The organism is Brumimicrobium sp. (assembly GCA_023957385.1).
Classification (GTDB): Bacteria; Bacteroidota; Bacteroidia; order Flavobacteriales_D; family Crocinitomicaceae; genus Brumimicrobium.
Genome location: JAMLGZ010000001.1, coordinates 1,189,910 through 1,209,158 on the forward strand (window position 1 = coordinate 1,189,910; position 19,249 = coordinate 1,209,158).

General features: G+C 33.4%; 21 protein-coding genes. 12 read left to right on the forward strand and 9 right to left on the reverse strand.

All coding sequences use genetic code 11. From position 1 onward, the window contains the following. The 6 genes from M9897_05235 to M9897_05260 form a co-directional block, all read right to left on the reverse strand. On the reverse strand, positions 1 to 693 hold the full coding sequence (locus tag M9897_05235; protein MCO5268279.1) for a hypothetical protein: 693 nt from the start codon (positions 691 to 693) through the stop codon (positions 1 to 3). Beyond that, positions 690 to 1,379, reverse strand: a complete 690-nt coding sequence (locus tag M9897_05240) for a DUF2807 domain-containing protein (protein MCO5268280.1) — start codon at positions 1,377 to 1,379, stop codon at positions 690 to 692. The genes M9897_05235 and M9897_05240 overlap by 4 nt, the downstream gene beginning before the upstream one ends. Before the next feature lies 1 nt (position 1,380). Next, a complete protein-coding gene (locus tag M9897_05245) occupies positions 1,381 to 2,238 on the reverse strand; it encodes a hydroxymethylglutaryl-CoA lyase (protein ID MCO5268281.1) in 858 nt (285 codons plus the stop codon). 19 nt (positions 2,239 to 2,257) lie between these two features. Beyond that, positions 2,258 to 3,280 carry a quinone-dependent dihydroorotate dehydrogenase gene (locus M9897_05250; protein ID MCO5268282.1) on the reverse strand — a complete coding sequence of 341 codons (1,023 nt, stop codon included), beginning with the start codon at positions 3,278 to 3,280 and terminating at the stop codon, positions 2,258 to 2,260. Positions 3,281 to 3,360: 80 nt separating this feature from the next. After that, positions 3,361 to 4,209 carry a DUF6089 family protein gene (locus M9897_05255; GenBank protein ID MCO5268283.1) on the reverse strand — a complete coding sequence of 283 codons (849 nt, stop codon included), beginning with the start codon at positions 4,207 to 4,209 and terminating at the stop codon, positions 3,361 to 3,363. 175 nt (positions 4,210 to 4,384) lie between these two features. Beyond that, positions 4,385 to 6,205 carry an ABC transporter ATP-binding protein/permease gene (locus M9897_05260; protein ID MCO5268284.1) on the reverse strand — a complete coding sequence of 607 codons (1,821 nt, stop codon included), beginning with the start codon at positions 6,203 to 6,205 and terminating at the stop codon, positions 4,385 to 4,387. A 150-nt stretch (positions 6,206 to 6,355) separates the two neighbouring features. Between M9897_05260 and rpmH the strand changes: the two genes are divergently transcribed. The 7 genes from rpmH (at position 6,356) to M9897_05295 (ending at position 13,223) form a co-directional block, all read left to right on the forward strand. After that, positions 6,356 to 6,514 carry a 50S ribosomal protein L34 gene (gene rpmH / locus M9897_05265; GenBank protein ID MCO5268285.1) on the forward strand — a complete coding sequence of 53 codons (159 nt, stop codon included), beginning with the start codon at positions 6,356 to 6,358 and terminating at the stop codon, positions 6,512 to 6,514. 146 nt (positions 6,515 to 6,660) lie between these two features. Beyond that, positions 6,661 to 7,872 (forward strand): ADP-forming succinate--CoA ligase subunit beta, encoded by a 1,212-nt coding sequence (gene sucC, locus M9897_05270; protein ID MCO5268286.1) that lies wholly within the window; start codon positions 6,661 to 6,663, stop codon positions 7,870 to 7,872. Between the two features lie 72 nt (positions 7,873 to 7,944). After that, a complete protein-coding gene (map, locus tag M9897_05275; protein MCO5268287.1) occupies positions 7,945 to 8,727 on the forward strand; it encodes a type I methionyl aminopeptidase in 783 nt (260 codons plus the stop codon). Positions 8,728 to 8,736: 9 nt separating this feature from the next. Next, entirely contained in the window at positions 8,737 to 9,330 is a 594-nt protein-coding gene (locus tag M9897_05280) for a hypothetical protein (GenBank protein MCO5268288.1), read from the forward strand. A 181-nt stretch (positions 9,331 to 9,511) separates the two neighbouring features. Beyond that, entirely contained in the window at positions 9,512 to 9,763 is a 252-nt protein-coding gene (locus M9897_05285; protein MCO5268289.1) for a hypothetical protein, read from the forward strand. An 82-nt stretch (positions 9,764 to 9,845) separates the two neighbouring features. Further along, positions 9,846 to 11,849, forward strand: a complete 2,004-nt coding sequence (locus M9897_05290; GenBank protein MCO5268290.1) for a dehydrogenase E1 component subunit alpha/beta — start codon at positions 9,846 to 9,848, stop codon at positions 11,847 to 11,849. A gap of 3 nt (positions 11,850 to 11,852) precedes the next feature. After that, the gene (locus M9897_05295; protein ID MCO5268291.1) at positions 11,853 to 13,223 is read left to right on the forward strand and encodes an MFS transporter; all 1,371 of its coding nucleotides are present in this window, start codon (positions 11,853 to 11,855) and stop codon (positions 13,221 to 13,223) included. A gap of 26 nt (positions 13,224 to 13,249) precedes the next feature. Here the strand turns inward: M9897_05295 and M9897_05300 are convergent, their stop codons facing one another. Next, on the reverse strand, positions 13,250 to 13,888 hold the full coding sequence (locus M9897_05300; protein ID MCO5268292.1) for a NifU family protein: 639 nt from the start codon (positions 13,886 to 13,888) through the stop codon (positions 13,250 to 13,252). A gap of 117 nt (positions 13,889 to 14,005) precedes the next feature. Here M9897_05300 and ruvX point away from each other — a divergent pair, with 117 nt between their 5' ends. From ruvX to M9897_05325, 5 genes are all read left to right on the forward strand, one after another. Beyond that, a complete protein-coding gene (ruvX, locus tag M9897_05305) occupies positions 14,006 to 14,425 on the forward strand; it encodes a Holliday junction resolvase RuvX (GenBank protein MCO5268293.1) in 420 nt (139 codons plus the stop codon). A gap of 119 nt (positions 14,426 to 14,544) precedes the next feature. Continuing rightward, a complete protein-coding gene (gene upp / locus M9897_05310; GenBank protein MCO5268294.1) occupies positions 14,545 to 15,192 on the forward strand; it encodes a uracil phosphoribosyltransferase in 648 nt (215 codons plus the stop codon). 6 nt (positions 15,193 to 15,198) lie between these two features. After that, positions 15,199 to 15,651, forward strand: coding sequence for a hypothetical protein (locus M9897_05315; GenBank protein MCO5268295.1), 453 nt, complete (start codon positions 15,199 to 15,201; stop codon positions 15,649 to 15,651). A gap of 112 nt (positions 15,652 to 15,763) precedes the next feature. Beyond that, positions 15,764 to 16,075 (forward strand): diacylglyceryl transferase, encoded by a 312-nt coding sequence (locus M9897_05320; GenBank protein MCO5268296.1) that lies wholly within the window; start codon positions 15,764 to 15,766, stop codon positions 16,073 to 16,075. Positions 16,076 to 16,157: 82 nt separating this feature from the next. Continuing rightward, positions 16,158 to 16,790: a YjjG family noncanonical pyrimidine nucleotidase gene (locus tag M9897_05325; protein ID MCO5268297.1), complete on the forward strand. Its 633-nt coding sequence runs from the start codon at positions 16,158 to 16,160 to the stop codon at positions 16,788 to 16,790. A gap of 1 nt (position 16,791) precedes the next feature. Here the strand turns inward: M9897_05325 and M9897_05330 are convergent, their stop codons facing one another. Then, on the reverse strand, positions 16,792 to 18,324 hold the full coding sequence (locus M9897_05330) for a hypothetical protein (GenBank protein ID MCO5268298.1): 1,533 nt from the start codon (positions 18,322 to 18,324) through the stop codon (positions 16,792 to 16,794). Between the two features lie 73 nt (positions 18,325 to 18,397). Continuing rightward, entirely contained in the window at positions 18,398 to 19,243 is an 846-nt protein-coding gene (locus M9897_05335) for an IS3 family transposase (GenBank protein ID MCO5268299.1), read from the reverse strand. Between the last annotated feature and the right edge of the window lie 6 nt (positions 19,244 to 19,249).

The window sequence follows — 19,249 nt, forward strand, 5'->3', positions numbered from 1 at the left end:
CTAGAAGATAAGATTCTTTTCAAGAATGCGCTCATGGATAGCCTTGCTGGCTCTTTCTTTTAGGTCTTTTGTTTTAAATTCACCTACCAAATCACCTATAGCTTCTATAAAATGATACTTACCATCTTTATAGCGTAAAAGCACATCATAGCGATCAAATTTGTCATTTCCTAAATCATCAAATACAGCCACAATTAAATCATCTACTTTATTTTCTTGGGGGATTCTTTTTACCAAATAACCGATAATTCCATTCATGAGCACCAAATTCCCTTTTTCTCTCACAAAAATAAGTAACCTACGGTAAGGATATTTATTTACTCCCGCTCTCACTTGCAAAAGAAAAGCGTCTTCAATCGGACGATTGTGATTGTATGGATAAAATTTAAAGAATTTAGAACTGCAAGGAGAAGAACCATCTGTAACTGTGTCTGAATATTGAGGATTACAAATATTTGTTTCAACGAGTAAATTATAATAAATGGCTTTATCAAAGCCTTGCTTAGCAAAGCGCATTTCCACTTCTACAGTATCACCGACATACTCTATATTCCCTTCTAGATCGGTTTGACTATTGTGTGTATGTTGAGTTTCTTTATCTTTTGGATAGGTTATTTTACCTACATTTTTTGAATCATCTTTACACGAATAAAGAAAAAGTAAAAGTGAAATAAGCAAAAAATATTTTCTCATAATTTATCTATGTTACCACCTAGCGTGACTTTTTTATCTACCAGCTTTGGTTTTCCTATATAATGAATACTCCCTCCACTGGTTACTTGCGCTAATAATGATTCCAGTGGATTACATGTTATTTCTCCTCCCATATTAACTTTAGCGTTAACAAGTTTTGCCTCTAAATCTTTTCCTCCAATAGTACCTCCTGCTACAATTTTAGCAGTGAAAGAATCAGCTTTTCCACTAATACGTATTGAACCTCCTTTTGAAATCTCGGCAGAAACTTCTGAGGCTTCAATATTTTTAATAAGTAGTTTTCCTCCGTTTTCTGCTTTAAAGACGGTTTTTTCTGTAAACTTTCCAGCATTTTCAACTCGAATCTGTACTCCACGCCTTGCCTCAATCTCTTGAATAGTGTTGGCATAATAGATTCTGATTTTGATTTCTATATCTTTAATAAAACTACCTTGGTACTTAATAGCCAATTTTTCAGCAGCGTAGGTAAAAAGAATATTATCCTTTTTTACTTCTTCCTCATTGTTGATATCAACTACGGCTACATTTCGATCGGATTGAATAATCTCTACCTCAAAGTTCCCTATAACAGATAAACTTTTAAAATCAGAAAGATTATAAATAATTTCTTGTGCCGATACATTCAGTGAAAGTATAAGGGTTATAATAAATACACTAATTTTCATGTTAATTAAATATTGGCATACTCATTTGAATAGCTTGTTCTAGTTTTTGTTTGTTAACTCCTGTAGAGACATTGTTTTTTTCAAACCAATGAAGCATCATTTCTGTCGGCATGTTCCCTACTAATTCATCTTCGGCCATAGGGCAACCACCAAAACCTCTAATTGCGCCATCAAATCTTCTACAGCCTGCATTATATGCTGCCTCCACTTTTTCTGAATAAGTTTCAGATGTTGTATGAAGATGTACACCTATCTCTACCTTTGGTAGTGCGGGTAAAATAGATTTTAATATTTCAGTTATAGATGTTGGATTTGCTACACCAATGGTATCGGAAAGAGCCAGTATTTTAATTCCTAATAATGCGTTCAGTCTTTCAGCCCACTGTATGATGATATCCGGATTCCAAGGATCCCCATACGGGTTTCCAAATCCCATAGACAAATAAGTAACAACTTCTTGGTTGGATTTTGACGCAATGTTGCAAATGTTCTCTAATCTTTTTAAACTTCCATCAATGGAAGTATTTGTGTTGCGTTGTTGGAAAGTTTCTGATATAGAAAATGGATAGCCAAAATAGTTGATTTCCTCAAATTTAGAAGCATTTTCTGCACCTCGTTCATTTGCAATTATAGCCAGTAACTTAGTTGATGTATTGGAAAGATTTAATAATTTAAGAACTTCTTCAGTATCTTTAAGTTGTGGTATTGCTTTAGCAGAAACAAAACTACCAAAATCGAGTGTATCAAAACCTACTGTTAATAAATGATTGATATAATCAGCTTTTACCTTAGTTGGAATAAAATCGTGTAAGCCTTGCATGGCATCACGTGGGCATTCGATTATTTTCACTTTTTCCATACTACGAATATACAAAAAGTTATAATTCTAATAGAGCTTTATTAATTTCTCTTACCAAATCAGGTCCTTTGTATATAAAACCACTGAACACTTGAATTAAGCTAGCTCCTGCTTTGATTTTTTCAATTGCATCTTCGGCAGTGTGTATGCCACCAACACCAATAATTACAATATTTCCATTTGATTTTTCATGGATATATCGAATAACTTCTGTAGATCGTTTACTTAAAGGCTTTCCTGATAGTCCTCCTGCGCCAATAGCTTCAACATGAGGTGTTTTTAAACCTTCTCTACTGATGGTTGTATTTGTGGCAATTATCCCATCAATATGAGTAGTCTGAACAATCTCTATAATATCATCTAATTGTTCATTGGTTAAATCAGGAGCTATTTTTAACAAAATAGGTTTAGGTATATCTTTTTGATTGTTTAAGTTTTTCAATGTTTGCAGTAAGTTCGTCAGAGGTTCTTTGTCTTGTAATTCTCGAAGATTAGGTGTATTAGGCGAACTTACATTTACTACAAAATAATCAACGTATGGATGTAGTGCATGAAAACAGATTTCATAATCATCTACTGCATTTTCATTGGGAGTTATTTTATTTTTCCCAATATTTCCTCCAACAATAATTTCTTTATTTCTTTTTTTCAGACGTTTAATAAGCTCCTCAACACCGTCATTATTGAATCCCATTCGGTTAATAATTGCCTCATCTTCAATAAGTCTAAATAAACGTTTTTTAGGATTCCCTTCTTGTGCTTTTGGGGTAATAGTTCCTACTTCTATAAACCCAAATCCAAATGAACTCCAATGGTTTATAAGCAGACCATTTTTATCCATCCCGGCTGCTAATCCTACAGGATTCTTGAAAGTTAGTCCACAGATAGTTCTTTCAAGTTTTTTATCTTTTAGAACAAATTTTTTACGATAGAAAGTAGGAAGCCCTGGAATGAAGAAAGCAAGTCGAATTAACTTAAAAGTAAGATGATGCGCTCTCTCTGCATCAAAAAGAAAAAGTATTCTTTTAATTAATGAGTACATATATTATAGGGTTTTTACAAAAATAAAAAAAAGGCAGACAATTCATCTACCTTTCTCAATTCATTCTTATAATTCAAGCATTAGAACTTAGTTCTTCCTTTCCATCTGATTTTAGCAGATTTCATTTTTGTGTATGTAACGTTACGTGTAACAGTTACGTTTAAGAAAAAATAAGCATCCTTATCTTTTTTGTTACCTCTTTGCATGCCTTCTTGAAACCATGAGTGATTTTCGATAGCAGGATTTGCAGCATATACAGCATTAGCTCCGCCATTTGCATATAATGCAGTAGGACTGTAATATTCTGTGCTTACATCATCTAAGTAATCTGTGAATGTCTTAGTGTAAGAAGCTTCGATACCAATTCTCCACATATCGCTAATACCGATTCTTAAACCAATTCCGAAAGGTATTCCAAAATTGAAATTACTGTATGGTTTTGCACCTCCAGGTAATCCTTGACCTTCAGTTCGTAAAGGACGAAGATTTGTCCATTTACCGTTGATTTTCGTCTGAGGGTTAAAGTAAAAACCTGAGATTCCAGTAAAAACATAGATTAAATCTGCTTTTGCACGAGCGCCCTTTAAACCATGAATACTATATCTAGCTCCTGTTTTTTCGTTTGCATAAATAATGATGTCTAGTTTCTGAGTTAGCTCAAGTAATGGAGATCGAAAAGATAAATTTCTACTTCTACGAATAACTTCTTCTGTAAGCGCATCATTTCCTGCTAAAAGTCCAAAATACAATTGAGTAGTTGTTGCAAAACGCGGATGAAATCTAAAGCGATAACCAAATCCAATACCTCCTCGTGTACTAGGCATATCTATATCAGCCAATGATTTTTTAGTACCAATTCTATTTAACCCTCCTAAGTCTCCTAAAAACTGATTAGCCCCAACAAGAAAGAATATTTCATGTTTATTCATTGACCAGTTTTTAGAATTGTTAAAATTACTCGCCATTTGAGCAATAGAAACATTTACAAGGAAGAATAAACAAATAAAGAAGTAAACTATTTTCATGAACCCGGTTAGTTATTCTTATGTATAATTAATGTACAAAATTATGAAAGATTATCAATTCTGCAAATAAATATCAAAATTAATTGATTTGTAATTCGTTAAGTCTGGCATAAATACCATTTTCTTTTTCAATTAGTTCTATATGATTTCCTTGCTCTACCACAGTTCCTTTTTCTATCACCATGATGGTATCAACTTTTCGAATTGTTGAAAGTCGGTGTGCAATAATAAAAGAAGTTCTATTTTGCATCAATCGTTCTAATGCTTCTTGCACTAACTTCTCTGATTCTGTATCCAGAGCAGAAGTAGCTTCGTCCAGAATAAGAATGATTGGATTTTTTAGAATGGCTCTTGCAATGGCAATACGTTGCTTTTGTCCTCCTGATAATTGTACTCCTCTGTCTCCCACATTAGTGTCAAATCCCTCAGGGAAGGAGTTTATGAAATCGAGTGCATTTGCTTGTCTAGCAGCTTCTGTGATTTCTTCCAAACTTGATCCTTCCTTCCCAAATTCAATATTTTCACGAATAGTTCCACTGAATAAAATGACCTCTTGGGGAACATAAGCTATGTGTTTCCGAAGATGATGTATAGATATTTCATTCACATCTTTCCCATCAATGGTATAAGTTCCTTCTGTTATAGGATAAAATCTAAGTAGAAGCGAAGCTATTGTGGATTTTCCTGCACCGGAAGGCCCAACAAAAGCTACTTTTTCACCGTGTTTCACTGAGAATGAGAGATTATTTAATACGGTAAAGTCACTTCTTTGGGGATAACTAAAAACCACCTGTTTAAACGATACATTTCCTATAATAGGAGCTTCATCTTTCCCGTTAAGTAACTCTGGCTCGGTGGTCTCTGCGATTAAATCCATTAGATGTTCAGTTGATCCAATAGCGCGTTGTATAGTTGCATACATATCGGGGAGCGCACCAATACTTGCACCTAAAAATACAGTAAACATAATAAATGAAAAGAAGTTTCTCTTTTCTAAGGTGGCGTCTGGACCAATTGTCATGTGTAATCCTTGCCATATAATAAACACGATAGCACCTGATAAAAACAGAATCACAAAAGAAATAAAAACGCCTCTCCAGATACCGTTTTGGATATTTAACGAACGAATATCATCTATTGATTTTTTATATTTTTTACTCATGAAGAGTTCGTTGGTAAAGGTCTTTACATTTGTAATCCCCATCATAGCTTCTTCTATAATTGTATTTGAAGAAGCTGAAATGGCTTGCGCTTTTTTACTTAATTTCCGAATAAATCGACCAAATATTACGGCTAATATAGCCATTGCAGGAACTGTAGCAAGCATAATGAGAGAGAGCTTCCAAGAGATAATTACAATAAACACAATGGATCCTAAAATAGTAATTACTTGCCTAAAAAATTCCGCAATAGTAGTTCGTAGTGTATCCTGTATGAGTGTAATATCGGCAGAGATACGGCTTGTTAATTCTCCTACTTTGTTTTGGTTAAAAAACGTCATCGGCATATAAATCAATTTACCGAAGGCATCTTTACGAATATCTCGAATGGCATTTTCTGAAACTTTAGTGAAGATAACTACTCTAAAAAATGAGAAAATACTCTGTAAAACAAACATTCCAAGTAATATTCCAGCTACAACGTTAATATTGGTTAAGCTAATGTTTTCCAATATCTCTGGATTGTTAACTGAAACAGAAGATGTTGATTCTCCTCCTAAAAGCTGACCCAATAAATAGGGAAAGAATAACCCTATAGAAGAAGATAAAACTAGAAAAACCCATCCAATAAAGAACTGCATGCGATAAGGTCTTAGATAGGAGAATATTCTACTTGCTTTTTGAATGGATTGCTTGCTTACCTTAGGTTTGTCATCCTTTTTTTCTTTGGGTTGGAGCATTCTTTTAAATTTATTTGACTACAAAATTAACCTCTTAGAGAGTTTTTAACGAAAAAAATTAAATATTTTTGCAAAAGCATTTTGATACCAATAAAAAAGAACTATCTTTGCCAACCCAAATTGAAAAAGATATATAAAAAATAATAGGTCATGAAAAGAACATTTCAACCATCTCAAAGAAGAAGAAGAAATAAGCACGGTTTCCGTAGTCGTATGGCGACAAAAAATGGACGTAGAGTATTAGCTGCGCGCCGTAAAAGAGGAAGAAAGAGATTGACAGTTTCTAGCGACAAATTAGCAAAGCGTTAATCACTTTGTTTAGAGATAATATTAAGTCCACTCCCTTTTTTTCGGGTGGACTTTTTTTGTTTCTAGTTAAAAGTGAATAAAATTTTCAAGTTTATCTTGAAAATTCTCTAGAATAAAAGTACTTTAGCCCAATTAAAATTTTAGACATGAATTTACACGAGTATCAAGGAAAATCAATATTAAATAAATATGGTGTAGCTACACAAAGAGGAGTAGTTGTAGATAAAGTAGAAGATGCAGTAGCCGCCGCAAAGAAGTTGACAGAAGAAACAGGAACAGGATGGTATGTGGTAAAAGCACAAATTCATGCTGGAGGTAGAGGTAAAGGAATTGTGGAAGAGACAGGTTCTCATGGAGTTGTTTTGGCAAAAGGAATTGATGAGGTAGAAGAGAAGGTAAAAGGAATCTTGGGGGGGCACTTAGTTACTAAACAAACAAATGGAAAAGGGAAAAAAGTAAGTAAGGTATTCATCGCTGAAGATGCTTACTATCCAGGTGAATCAAAACCAGAGGAATTTTATATGTCTGTTCTAATGGATAGAGACAAAGGAAAAAATGTAATCATTTACTCCACAGAAGGAGGTATGGATATCGAAAGTGTTGCAGAAAATACGCCTGAATTAATTTTTAAGGAAGAAATTGATCCACGTGTTGGAATTCAAGGTTTTCAGGCTAGAAAAATTGCATTTGCATTAGGATTAAGCGGAAATGCTTTTAAAGAAATGACCAAGTTTGTAATGGCTTTATATGCAGCTTACGAGGGATGTGATGCCTCTCTATTTGAGATTAATCCAGTATTAAAGACTTCCGATAACAAAATTATAGCGGTTGATGCGAAAGTAACACTTGATAATAGCGCGTTATATCGCCATCAAGATTATGCAGAGATGAGAGATAAGACTGAAGAAGATCCTGCTGAAGTTGAAGCTGGAGAAGCAGGTCTGAATTTTGTAAAGTTAGATGGTAATGTTGGCTGTATGGTGAATGGTGCTGGTCTCGCTATGGCAACCATGGATATTATTAAACAATCTGGTGGTAATCCTGCAAACTTCCTAGATGTTGGAGGAACAGCAGATGCTAAGCGTGTAGAAAAAGCTTTTGAAATTATCTTAAAAGACGAAAACGTAAAGGCAATTTTGATTAATATTTTTGGTGGAATCGTACGTTGTGATCGAGTAGCTCAAGGGGTGGTAGATGCCTATAAAAACATGGGGGGTATTTCTGTTCCAATTATTGTTCGTTTACAAGGAACCAATGCGGCTGAGGCAAAAAAATTAATTGATGATTCAGGCTTAAATGTACATTCTGCAGTGTTGTTACAAGAAGCAGCTGATAAAGTAAGAGAATTATTAGCATAAAATGGAATGCTAAAAATAAATAATAATTAAGGGAGCATTCAATATGTTCCCTTTTCTTTTTAAAATGAAAAGATGATATTTTATAAGACAAAAGAGGAAATTGAGATTATGCGAGAAGCTGCTCAGATAGTCAGTAGAACTCTAGGTAAAATAGCAGAAATTATTGAGCCAGGAATTACTCCTTTGGAGATTGATGCGGTAGCAGAAAGTTATATACGCTCTCAAAATGCTTACCCTGGATTTCTAGGGATGTATGATTTTCCAAATACGTTATGCATTTCAATTAATGAACAAGTAGTGCATGGAATTCCTACTAAAAAGCCTATTCAAGACGGAGATATTGTTTCGGTTGATTGTGGAGCGTATTTCGAAGGATTTTATGGCGACCATGCCTACACATTTGCGGTAGGAAATGTATCTGAAGATAAATTGAAATTACTTAAGGTGACTCAAGAGTGTTTGCAAATTGGAATAGAACATGCGCGAGTGGGGAATCGCATTGGAGATATTGGTTTTTTTATTCAGGAACATGCAGAGAAGCATGGGTATGGTGTTGTCAGAGAATTGGTTGGACATGGTTTAGGAAGAACCATGCACGAAGATCCACAAGTGCCTAATTACGGAAAAAGAGGGAAAGGAAAGAAAATTCAAGAAGGTTTGGTAATTGCTATTGAACCTATGATTAATATGGGCACAGAACGTGTTATACAGTTAGAGGATGGCTGGACTATCTTAACTGCGGATCGTAAGCCAAGTGCACATTTTGAACATGATGTAGCTGTAGTAGATGGAAAGCCTGAGGTTTTATCTACATTTAAGTATGTGGAAGAAGCTTTAGCTAAAAAGAAGAAATAATATATTCTTATGGAGGCACTACAAAAAACGGTTGTACTGGGATCGCTTATTTATTTTCTGTATGGAATATTAAATTTAATTCAAATAGGTGTATATCTCCCTCCTTTTCCTTTACGATCTTTTATATTGTTAGCTATTCTGATTGTTTTTGTGAAAACACAGCAACGCACACAAGATAGATTGTTGTGGGTAGTATTTAGTGTGTGGTTGTCTAGCTATTTATTTGTGTCACCTCTTTTTTTAGAAAACTTTCTGAGTTTTGCTTTTCTTAGCTATTATGTGAATCAAATTATGGATATAGTGATAATATGTAATGCTATTCTATTCTTTCTTACAATAGTTTTCATGTTGAGAAAAGTTATGCTGAATAAAGGATTTCTTATTTTCTTGAGTATTGTATTTCTTGCTGTCATTGTATTTAGCTTGCTGTTATTCTCAAGTCTTATTTTAGGGGTGATAGGATTTGCCGCCTTTTTATATTTGATTATTTTTAAACGAGAAGTTGGAGATGTCCAAAAAACAGAAGAGAGGATAGCATTAATTATCTATGGCTTGGGATTTATGTTAATCATTGATAATATAACTCTTCTTATTTATAGGTGAAAGGTAATTTCAATTTATAAAAAAAACAAAAACATCAATTTTAAGAATAAATTTCTTTATAAATATTCAAGGGGTTATTAACATTCTTTGTTTAGCAATTACTCTCCGAATAAATAATCCGGGTTAAGTATATATGTACATTTGTTTTATGAAAATCTTGAAGAAATTTAAAAATATATACTTGCTGACAACAGTTGTTTTTGTTGTTTACATTTTGTTTTTAGATGATGTGGATGTCTTTACAATTGTGCGCAAAGAGATTAGATTAAATGAATTAAAACAAGAAGTTGAAGATTTAACTATAAAATATAAAGAAGTAAAAACCTCTCTAACCTTATTAGATGATACCAAGGAACTAGAACGTTATGCTCGGGAAAATAAAATGTTTAAAAAAGATGATGAAGACATTTTTGTTATCTCGTATGAAAAATAATTTTCTATCTTGCTACTTAAATTATATAGAGATTTTTTTTAGATGATAATGTTTGTACGTTTGTAATTCGAAATTGAAGAACATGGATACTTTGTTAAAAAGAACTATTGAATACGACCGTTCTGGGTTTGAAGATGCAGAACTTATCGAAATTTATAAACGCCTCTTAAAGCCTAGGTTGATAGAGGAAAGAATGTTGATTCTACTTCGCCAGGGAAAGATTACTAAGTGGTTTTCTGGGTGGGGACAAGAGGCCATAAGTGTTGGTTCTACATACGCAATGAACAGTGAAGAAATCATCTTGCCTATGCATAGAAATTTAGGAGTTTTTACAACAAGAGATATTCCTTTACAGCGTTTATTTTCTCAATTTCAAGGTAAAATGAATGGTTTTACCAAAGGAAGAGACCGTTCTTTTCATTTTGGTTCTATGGAACACAATGTTGTTGGTATGATTTCTCACTTGGGTCCACAGCTTGGAATTGCTGATGGTGTGGCTTTAGCTTCTAATATTAAAGGGAGTAAGCAAGCTACACTTGTTTTTACAGGAGATGGGGGAGCAAGTGAAGGTGATTTTCATGAAGCGCTTAACGTGGCAGCTGTGTGGGATTTACCTGTCATATTTGCTATAGAAAATAATCAATGGGGGTTATCGACCCCAAGTTCGGAACAATTTAGATGCAAACAATTTATTGATAAAGGAATTGGTTATGGGATGGATGCTTACCAAATCGATGGAAACAACATCCTAGAAGTGATTTCTTCCGTGCGTCAAATTGCAGCATCTTTGCGTAAAAAACCGAGACCTTTCTTATTAGAATGTATTACTTTCCGTATGAGAGGTCACGAGGAAGCATCGGGAACAAAATATTATCCAGAAGGGATTCAAGATGAATGGGAGAAGAAAGATCCTGTAAAGAATTTTGAGTTATTTTTGAAGGAAGAAGGTGTCTTAGACGAGGCTACCATGGAAAAATTGCACGCTGAGTTTAAAGAAGAAATCATTCAGGCTTTCAATCACGCCAATGAAGAAGAAAATATCACTGCTGATACTGCTACTGAATTAGCAGATGTGTATAAAGCACATCATCAAGTTGTTGTGACTCCCACAAGTTCTTCTAAAACTGAAAAACGATTTATTGATGCTGTTTCTGATGGTTTGAAACAATCGATGGAGCGCTATTCGGAATTGGTGCTTATGGGACAGGATATTGCTGAATATGGCGGCGCTTTTAAAGTAACGGAAGGTTTCGTTGATTTATTCGGAAAAGATAGGGTACGTAATACACCTTTATGCGAATCTGCAATCGTTGGTGCTAGCTTAGGACTTTCTATTTCGGGAATGAAAGCTATGATGGAGATGCAGTTTGCTGATTTTGTGAGTGTAGGATTTAATCAAATTGTAAATAACCTTGCTAAATTACACTGGCGTTGGGGTGAAAATGCAGATGTTGTAATTCGTATGCCTACAGGAGCCAATACAGCAGCAGGTCCATTTCATTCTCAATCTAATGAGGCTTGGTTTTTCCATACGCCTGGATTAAAGATTGTATATCCCGCTTTTCCTTGTGATGCTAAAGGTTTATTGGCTGCTGCTATTGAAGATCCAAATCCAGTCATGTTTTTTGAACATAAGTATTTGTACAGAAGCATCAAAGAAGAAATTTACGATGATTATTACACAACAGAAATCGGAAAAGCAAATTTAATTAGAGAGGGAGAAGATGTAACCATTGTATCGTATGGTTTGGGCGTTCATTGGGCGATGGAGACATTAGATGAACATCCAGAAATTTCAGCTGATTTAATTGATTTAAGAACCTTAGTTCCAATGGATATAGAAACAGTCTTAGCTTCGGCAAAAAAGACAGGTCGTGTTATTGTCTTCCATGAAGATGTTGAAATAGGAGGAATAGGAGCAGAGATTGTAACTCAAATCAACGAAGCTTGTTTTGAATATTTGGATGCGCCTATTCGTAGAGTTGGTTCCTTAAATACTCCTGTTCCTTTTAATGCAAATTTGGAACGCAATTTCTTACCAAAGGACCGATTTAAAGTGGTTTTACAAGAATTACTTAATTACTAATGGATGGAAAGAGGAGATAAACGAGTTATAAAAGGATGGATCATGTATGATTGGGCAAACTCAGTCTATAACTTGGTCATCGGCTCTACAATCTTCCCAGTTTTCTTTACCAATATCAATGAAAGTCATTATTTAGCAAAAGTTGGGCGAGATGCACTGTTGCCAGGCGAAAGTGTGACGGTTGATTTTTTTGGCACTGCCATTTCTGATAGTGCTTTACTTTCTTATACGCTTTCAGCTTCTTTTTTAGTGGTTAGTATTTTGTCTCCTTTTTTATCTGGAATTGCAGATGTAACAGGAATGAAGAAAGCCTTTATGCGTTTTTTCTGTTATTTAGGCGCTTTTGGATGCGTATCTATGTATTGGTTTAATCCTGAGTATATTGAATTTGGGATGCTCTCTTGCTTTTTAGCTAGTATTGGATTTTGGAATAGCCTTGTTTTCTACAATGCTTTCTTACCAGAAATTGCCTATCCAAAAGATTATGACAGAATATCTGCTAAAGGCTTTTCCATGGGGTACTTTGGTGGAGTGGTGTTGTTAATTATCTGTTTGACTATCATTATGTTGGTGGATAAATCCTATACCAATGTGAGCTTTATCTTAGTTGGTGTTTGGTGGATAGGTTTTGCACAATTTACCTTTAGTCGCTTACCCAAAAACTCACACAATAAACAAGTTGAGCCTGGTTATATCTGGAAAGGGTTTCGAGAATTAAAGCGCGTTATGAACGAATTCATGCAAACCAAGCGTTTAAAGCGTTATTTAATTTCCTTCTTTTTCTTTAATACAGGCGTACAAACAGTGATGTTGATGGCTGTAGTATTCGCTAAGAAAGAAATCAATTGGGGAAAAGGAGGTGGTGATGTCGGTTTAATTTTAGCTGTTTTACTCATTCAAATACTTGGTGCTGGAGGTGCATATATCATGTCGTGGATTTCAAGTCAAATTGGAAATTTAAAAACGCTTATTTTCACAGTAATAGGCTGGATAATCTTGTGTGTTTTTGCTTTTTATATTATCACTCCAATTGAATTTTATATACTTGCTGCAGGAGTTGGTATTGTGATGGGAGGTGTACAATCACTTTCTCGTTCAACCTATTCCAAATTCTTACCTACAACAGAAGAAAATACCTCTTATTTCTCTTTCTATGATGTCTCAGAAAAAGTTGGAATTGTGTTTGGGTTATTTTTCTTTGGATTGATGGAGAGTTTAACCGGAAACCTTCGTTACTCCGTGCTTTCAGTTATTGCGTTCTTCATTGTGGGACTCATATTTCTCTTGATTGTACCTAAAAAGGAATCTCCAGAAGGTCGAAAGGTGTTAGCTGCCAATCGGATTAAAAAAGCTACCGAAAGAGGGGAGGACTAGGCTTGTTGTATGCTTCTATAGTGAAATTATTCTCCGTGGTGACATTCCGTTTCTCGCTGAAATCCATCCTCTGCAACCACTTCTATGACTTCAGGTAAATGTTTCTTTAAGATTTTTTCAATACCATTTTTGAGTGTATTGTTGGAAGCAGGGCATTGATGACAAGCTCCTTTTAAGCGAACGGTTACCACTCCATTTTTAAAATTCAAGAAGATAATTTCTCCTCCATCTTGAGCAACTGTAGGCGTAACATACTGCTTCATTAAGGAACGAATCTGACTATCCAATTCAGAAGGTTCGTTAACGCCTTCTGCTCCATCTACTAATCCATGAGGTTTGTAAGGTTTATTTTCAGGAAGCTCATATACAGCCATGTTACCTTCAGAGATAAAATTTCGAATAAAATCTCGAATTTCAGTTAATACAAAATCCCAGTGAGCACTATTGTTTTTTGTAACAGTTACAAAATTACCCGCAATAAATACTCTGGATACGTATGGGAATTGAAATAATTCTGTGGCTAATTTAGATTTACCAATAGCCTCTTCAGCAGATTCAAATTCAGCAGTTGCCCCTGGATCCATAATGTAATTGTTAACAATAAATTTTATTGCTTCTGGATTTGGAGTGTATGCAGCTTGGACAGTTGTGGGTATTCTTGCCATTTGTTTGAAATTTGGACAAAGATAAAAAGTAATAAATGAAATAATCGTCATTTTTGAGATAAAGGATAGATTTTATAAGAATCATATTCCCTTAAAATTTTGTAAATTCGCATAAGCATGAAGAAAAGAATTTTGGCAATTGATTTTGGATTAAAACGCACGGGATTAGCGATTACAGATGAAAATAATATCATTGCATCTGGACTAACAACAGTTGATACGCGAGAACTCATGTCTTTTTTAAAAAAAATAGTTGTTGAGAAAAATGTAGGCACAATCGTTATTGGAGAACCCAAACGCATGAATATGCAAGATTCACATAGTTCTCAAAATGTTCGTTTATTTAAAGAAGCTTTAGAAAAAGAAATTTTGGGAGTGGAAATCACCATGGTAGATGAGCGTTTCACTTCTAAATTAGCTATGCAATCTATTTTAGATAGTGGTATTTCTAAAAAGAAAAGGCAACAAAAAGGATTGATAGATGAAGTTAGCGCCACAATTATTTTACAATCCTATATGTCACAGAAAGGTATTTAATGGACTTGTTTTATAAAAATTGATAAAAAACAACTGATATTCATCATTTCTTCTTCCTTTCATTCAAATTTATTTTCTCTATTTCAACAATGATTGTATTTTAGTGAAAAATTGTTTTTATGATAGTAAACTTTTCAGACACAAATTCAGTATTTAGTCATTATATAGCTGAAATTCGCGATGCTCAGATACAAAAAGACCGTATGCGTTTTCGTAGGAATATTGAGCGAATAGGTGAAATCATGGCTTATGAGATTTCCAAAACCTTTAAATACACTCCTATAGAGGTTACGACGCCTCTTGGTGAAGCTAATGTCAATGTTTGTCAAGATGAGATTGTCGTAGCTACTATCTTTCGTGCAGGAATCCCTATGCATCATGGATTTTTGAATACTTTGGATAAAGCAAATACGGCTTTTGTGAGTGCTTATAGACACCATATTAACGCCGAGGAATTTGAAATTGTGGTGGAATATTGTGCCTCTCCTAATTTAGATAATAAAATTTTAATTATTTGCGATCCCATGTTGGCAACAGGCAACTCTTTGACCTCTGTATATAAGGTTTTACAAGAATATGGAAAACCTAAGCAGGTACATCTGGCTTTTGCATTGGCAACAGAACAAGCTCTTCAGTTTATTCAATCAAGTATTCCTAAATCTACTAAAATCTGGGTTGGGGCAATTGATTCTGAATTGACAGCACAATCTTATATAGTTCCAGGGTTAGGAGATGCTGGAGATTTGTGTTATGGAGAAAAAATTTAATCTATCATGTGGAAATACCTTAGTTTAATAGGGCTTAGCACATGGAAATTTTTATTTGCTCCTCTAGCTGGTATGGCTGGAGGCCTAAATTTCTGGGAAACACTGCTTTGTAGTTTAATAGGAGCGTATTTGTCGGCTACTGTTATTTATTTTGGTAGTTCTTTGTTTTTAAAGAAATCCGTTAAACGGAAAGGGAAAAAAGAGATTACCGATAAACAAGCAAATGACAGAGTTAAAAAGAAGAAACGTTTTACTAAAAAAAATAGATGGATTATTCGCGCTAAGCAACGACTAGGAAGATATTTTGTCTATTGGGCATTTCCATTATTTTTATCTATACCTATTGGAACTATGATTGTTTCTAAATTCTATAGACATCATAAAGAAACCTATTTCTATATTATGGTATTTTTAACAGTTAGTGGTTTTGTTATTACCAGTCTTGTATTTTTATTCTAATACGTAATAATAATGACAAAATAGATTATATATCATAAAGTCAGTTCTGGTAAAAAGAAAGATTCATTTAAAATTTTATTTTTGTAATTATTCAAAAAAAAAAAAAGAAGTAGTGGGTAATTTAAAGGAAAGATGGGGTTTAAAATCAAATTGGGAAGTTCTTGTTATACTAGTTGTATTTACAATTAATGGAAGCCTTTCTGGTTATCTGATGAAGCCTATTCTTCGTTTTATTGGAATCTCAAAAGAGAATTTAGATTGGTATCTGTATTGGCCTATTGCTATCATCTTAGTTTTACCAGTTTATCTAATTCTGATTGTTATTATTGGTTCTCTTTTCGGGCAACAGAAATTTTTTGTCAACCTAGTTAAAAAGACTGTCAAACACTTAGGGTTAGGGTTTCTTTTTAAGAAGGAAAATTAACTCAATCATTTTTGTGGGGAAAATAAATAATATATTTTTTGATCTAGATAGAACATTGTGGGACTTTGAAAAGAATTCTAGTTTGGCTTTACAAATTATATTTGAAGAACTACATTTAGAAAAATATATTGATGGTTTTGATAATTTCTTAGCAACATATAGAAAAATTAATAGTCAATTATGGCGAGAATATAATAAAGGAAAACTAACCAAAGAAAAATTGCGTCAATCCCGTTTTAGAGACACATTAAAATCGTTTGGTATTGATAATGTTTCACTAGGTAACCTTATTGAAGAAAAATATGTTTCTATTTCACCTCGTCAAACACATTTATTTCCAAATACCCACGAAGTTTTACAAGAATTGTTAGAGGCTGGATATCAGTTGAGCATCATAACGAATGGGTTCACTGAAGTACAGTATGTTAAGTTAAAAAACTGTGGACTAGAGCGTTATTTTTCGAGTATATTGTGTAGTGAAGAGATTGGCTTAAATAAGCCACATCCAAAAGTGTTTTATGAAGCATTAAATCGTGCGAAAGCTAGAATTTCACAATCTGTTATGATTGGTGATGATTTAATTAGTGATGTGAAAGGGGCAGAAAACATAGGGATGAGAGCTGTTCTTTTTGACCCTATGGAAAGATATAAGTCAGAATTCCCCCGTGTTCGTGAGTTACAAGAAGTTCCTGAGTTGATTATAAATTTACGTTGATTTAAGATTTGGATTTTTGCTTCACCATATCGGTAAATTCTTCTCCTGATATTTTAGAGTTTAGCCAAGAAATAATGTCAATATAATCCAATATAATTTGCTCTTGTTCATTTATTAGTAACTCCTCAACTTGTTCTAAAGTTTCTTTAAATATTGAAATTACTTCAAGTTGGGTGGCTACTTTGGCAATTTTTCGGATTTGTTTTACAAATATCTCCTCAATCTGATAATCTGTTTCCGTTTTATTTAAGAAACGAATGGTGGATTTGCTAGAATATTCCATGAAATCATAATTTTCTAATTCAAAATGAATAAGTAAATTCAAGATGCGAGAATAACTATATAAATCTTGTCTTAATTGTTGCTCATTATCATTTAAGATTAAATTAATAAACTGTAAAGATTTTTTATAATCTTTCACAGCATATAAGGTATAAGCAATGATATAATAAAATTTGATACGTTGTTCTTTGTTGGAGTTTTCTATAACTGAAATATCGGATAAATATTCTTTCTCATATACGGAGAGCGCTTCTTCAAATTCTCCTTGAATGTTGAACAAACGAATTTGATCTGTAATGATGATATTGTTAATCTCTTGGGTAAGATGTATGGAATTAAACCCCTTTTTCCCTTTTAATTCTCTTATTTCATTTATTGTTTGTTGAGCTTTTTGGTAGTTCTTCTCATGCATGTAGCAATGAATTAGGTGTGATAGTGTTAAAATATATCGCTCACCTAAATCCAATTTTAAAACAGGATGATCATCTAATATCTTTCGGACACGATTAAATTTCTCATAACTTAATTCAAAGTCACGATGTGTAGCAGCACATAATCCTTGGATGTAATAACAAATAGATGCAGCTCTATATGATAAAGCGGTGTTTTTTCCTTTTATTAAATGATGATTTGCTATTGCATCAACTTCTTCTCTCTGCTGAGTATTTTTTACAAATACATTTCTCCTGAATATTGCATTAATGCGCGAATAGAGAATGTGATATTCTGATAGATTCCTAAGTTTATCAATTACATCACTCTCTTCTTTAATAATATTCCCTAGGTCAACCCCAAAATCTCCTGCTTCATAGAAGGCTTCTATAAGTAATTTCTCTAATGCTAATAGCTCGATGATATAATAGAATTTTTCATTCTCATGTGCGCTAATCTTAGTTCGTTTTAATAATTTGGCTGCTTCTATGTATAGAGCTTTGCCGTATAGTATTTCAATATTTTTAATTTCTTGTGTAATTGCTCCTGAAGCAGATTGGTCTCCATAAAATTGACGTAAGCTCTTTAAGATAAGTTTATATAGGTGATTTTTCTCAGAAGGAAGGTGTTTAATGAAAGTTTCTCCTTCAAAATATTTCTTCACCTGTTCTTCATTATAATCATTCTCTCCATCTATGTAATCAAATAATCGAAAATAATTTTTTTCTCCAGATTGTATAGAAGACGATAGTTTAAAAAACCTTTTCTCAGATTTTGTGAGTGATTTGATAAGATAAAATAATTCTTTACTCGGTTTCATACGGTTTATCTCAAAGTGAGTGCAAGTTAATGTATCGTCCTAAATAAGCGTTACATATTTTAAACAAAAATAATTAAAACTTCTGTGAAGCTAGCTTCACAGAAGTTTTTTTATAAGTTTTTCTTTTTATAGTTCTTTGCATATGCATTTTACTTGGTGTTAACAATTCACATGACAGATGTGGTCTTTGGTTATTATAGATTTCAATAGATTCTTTTACAATTTTTTTCATTGTTTGAATATCAGCTTTATAATTTTCCAATAAAAACTCATCCTTTAATATTCCATTTACTCTTTCAGCTACCGCGTTTGCATACGGATCATAGCTTTCAGTCATACTAGGTCGAATATTTTTCCTTTTAAGACATTCTTGATATTTATTACTACAATATTGTATTCCTCTATCAGAATGATGAATCAAAGGATGATTCTTATATATACGATTTTTACAGGCCATTTTAAGAGCTCTTAAAGCACCTTCTGTTGCAAGGCTATTTGATAAATCATACCCCATTATCCTCTTTGAATAAGCATCCGTTACTAGAGCTAAATAACCATTACCTCTTCCTTCAATATAAGTTATATCTGATACCCATACTTGTTCTGGTTTTGTTATTTCTAAATTCTCTACAATATTTTTATATTTATGAAATCGATGATGAGAATTAGTTGTGATATGATAGTTTTTCCTTGGAATTACTAACATATGATTTGCTCTAAGAATATCAAAAAGTTTATCTCTACCCACATGAAGACCTTTTAATTCTTCTTTTAAAAGAAAATAAAGCTTCTTAGTACCTATTCTAGGCATTTTTATACGTACATTATTAACCATTTCAATAACTTGGCTAGCGACTTCTCGTTTTTCATTTATAAGCCAGAAACTACGATAATAGTATTGTCTATTTATCCCGACCAATCCACA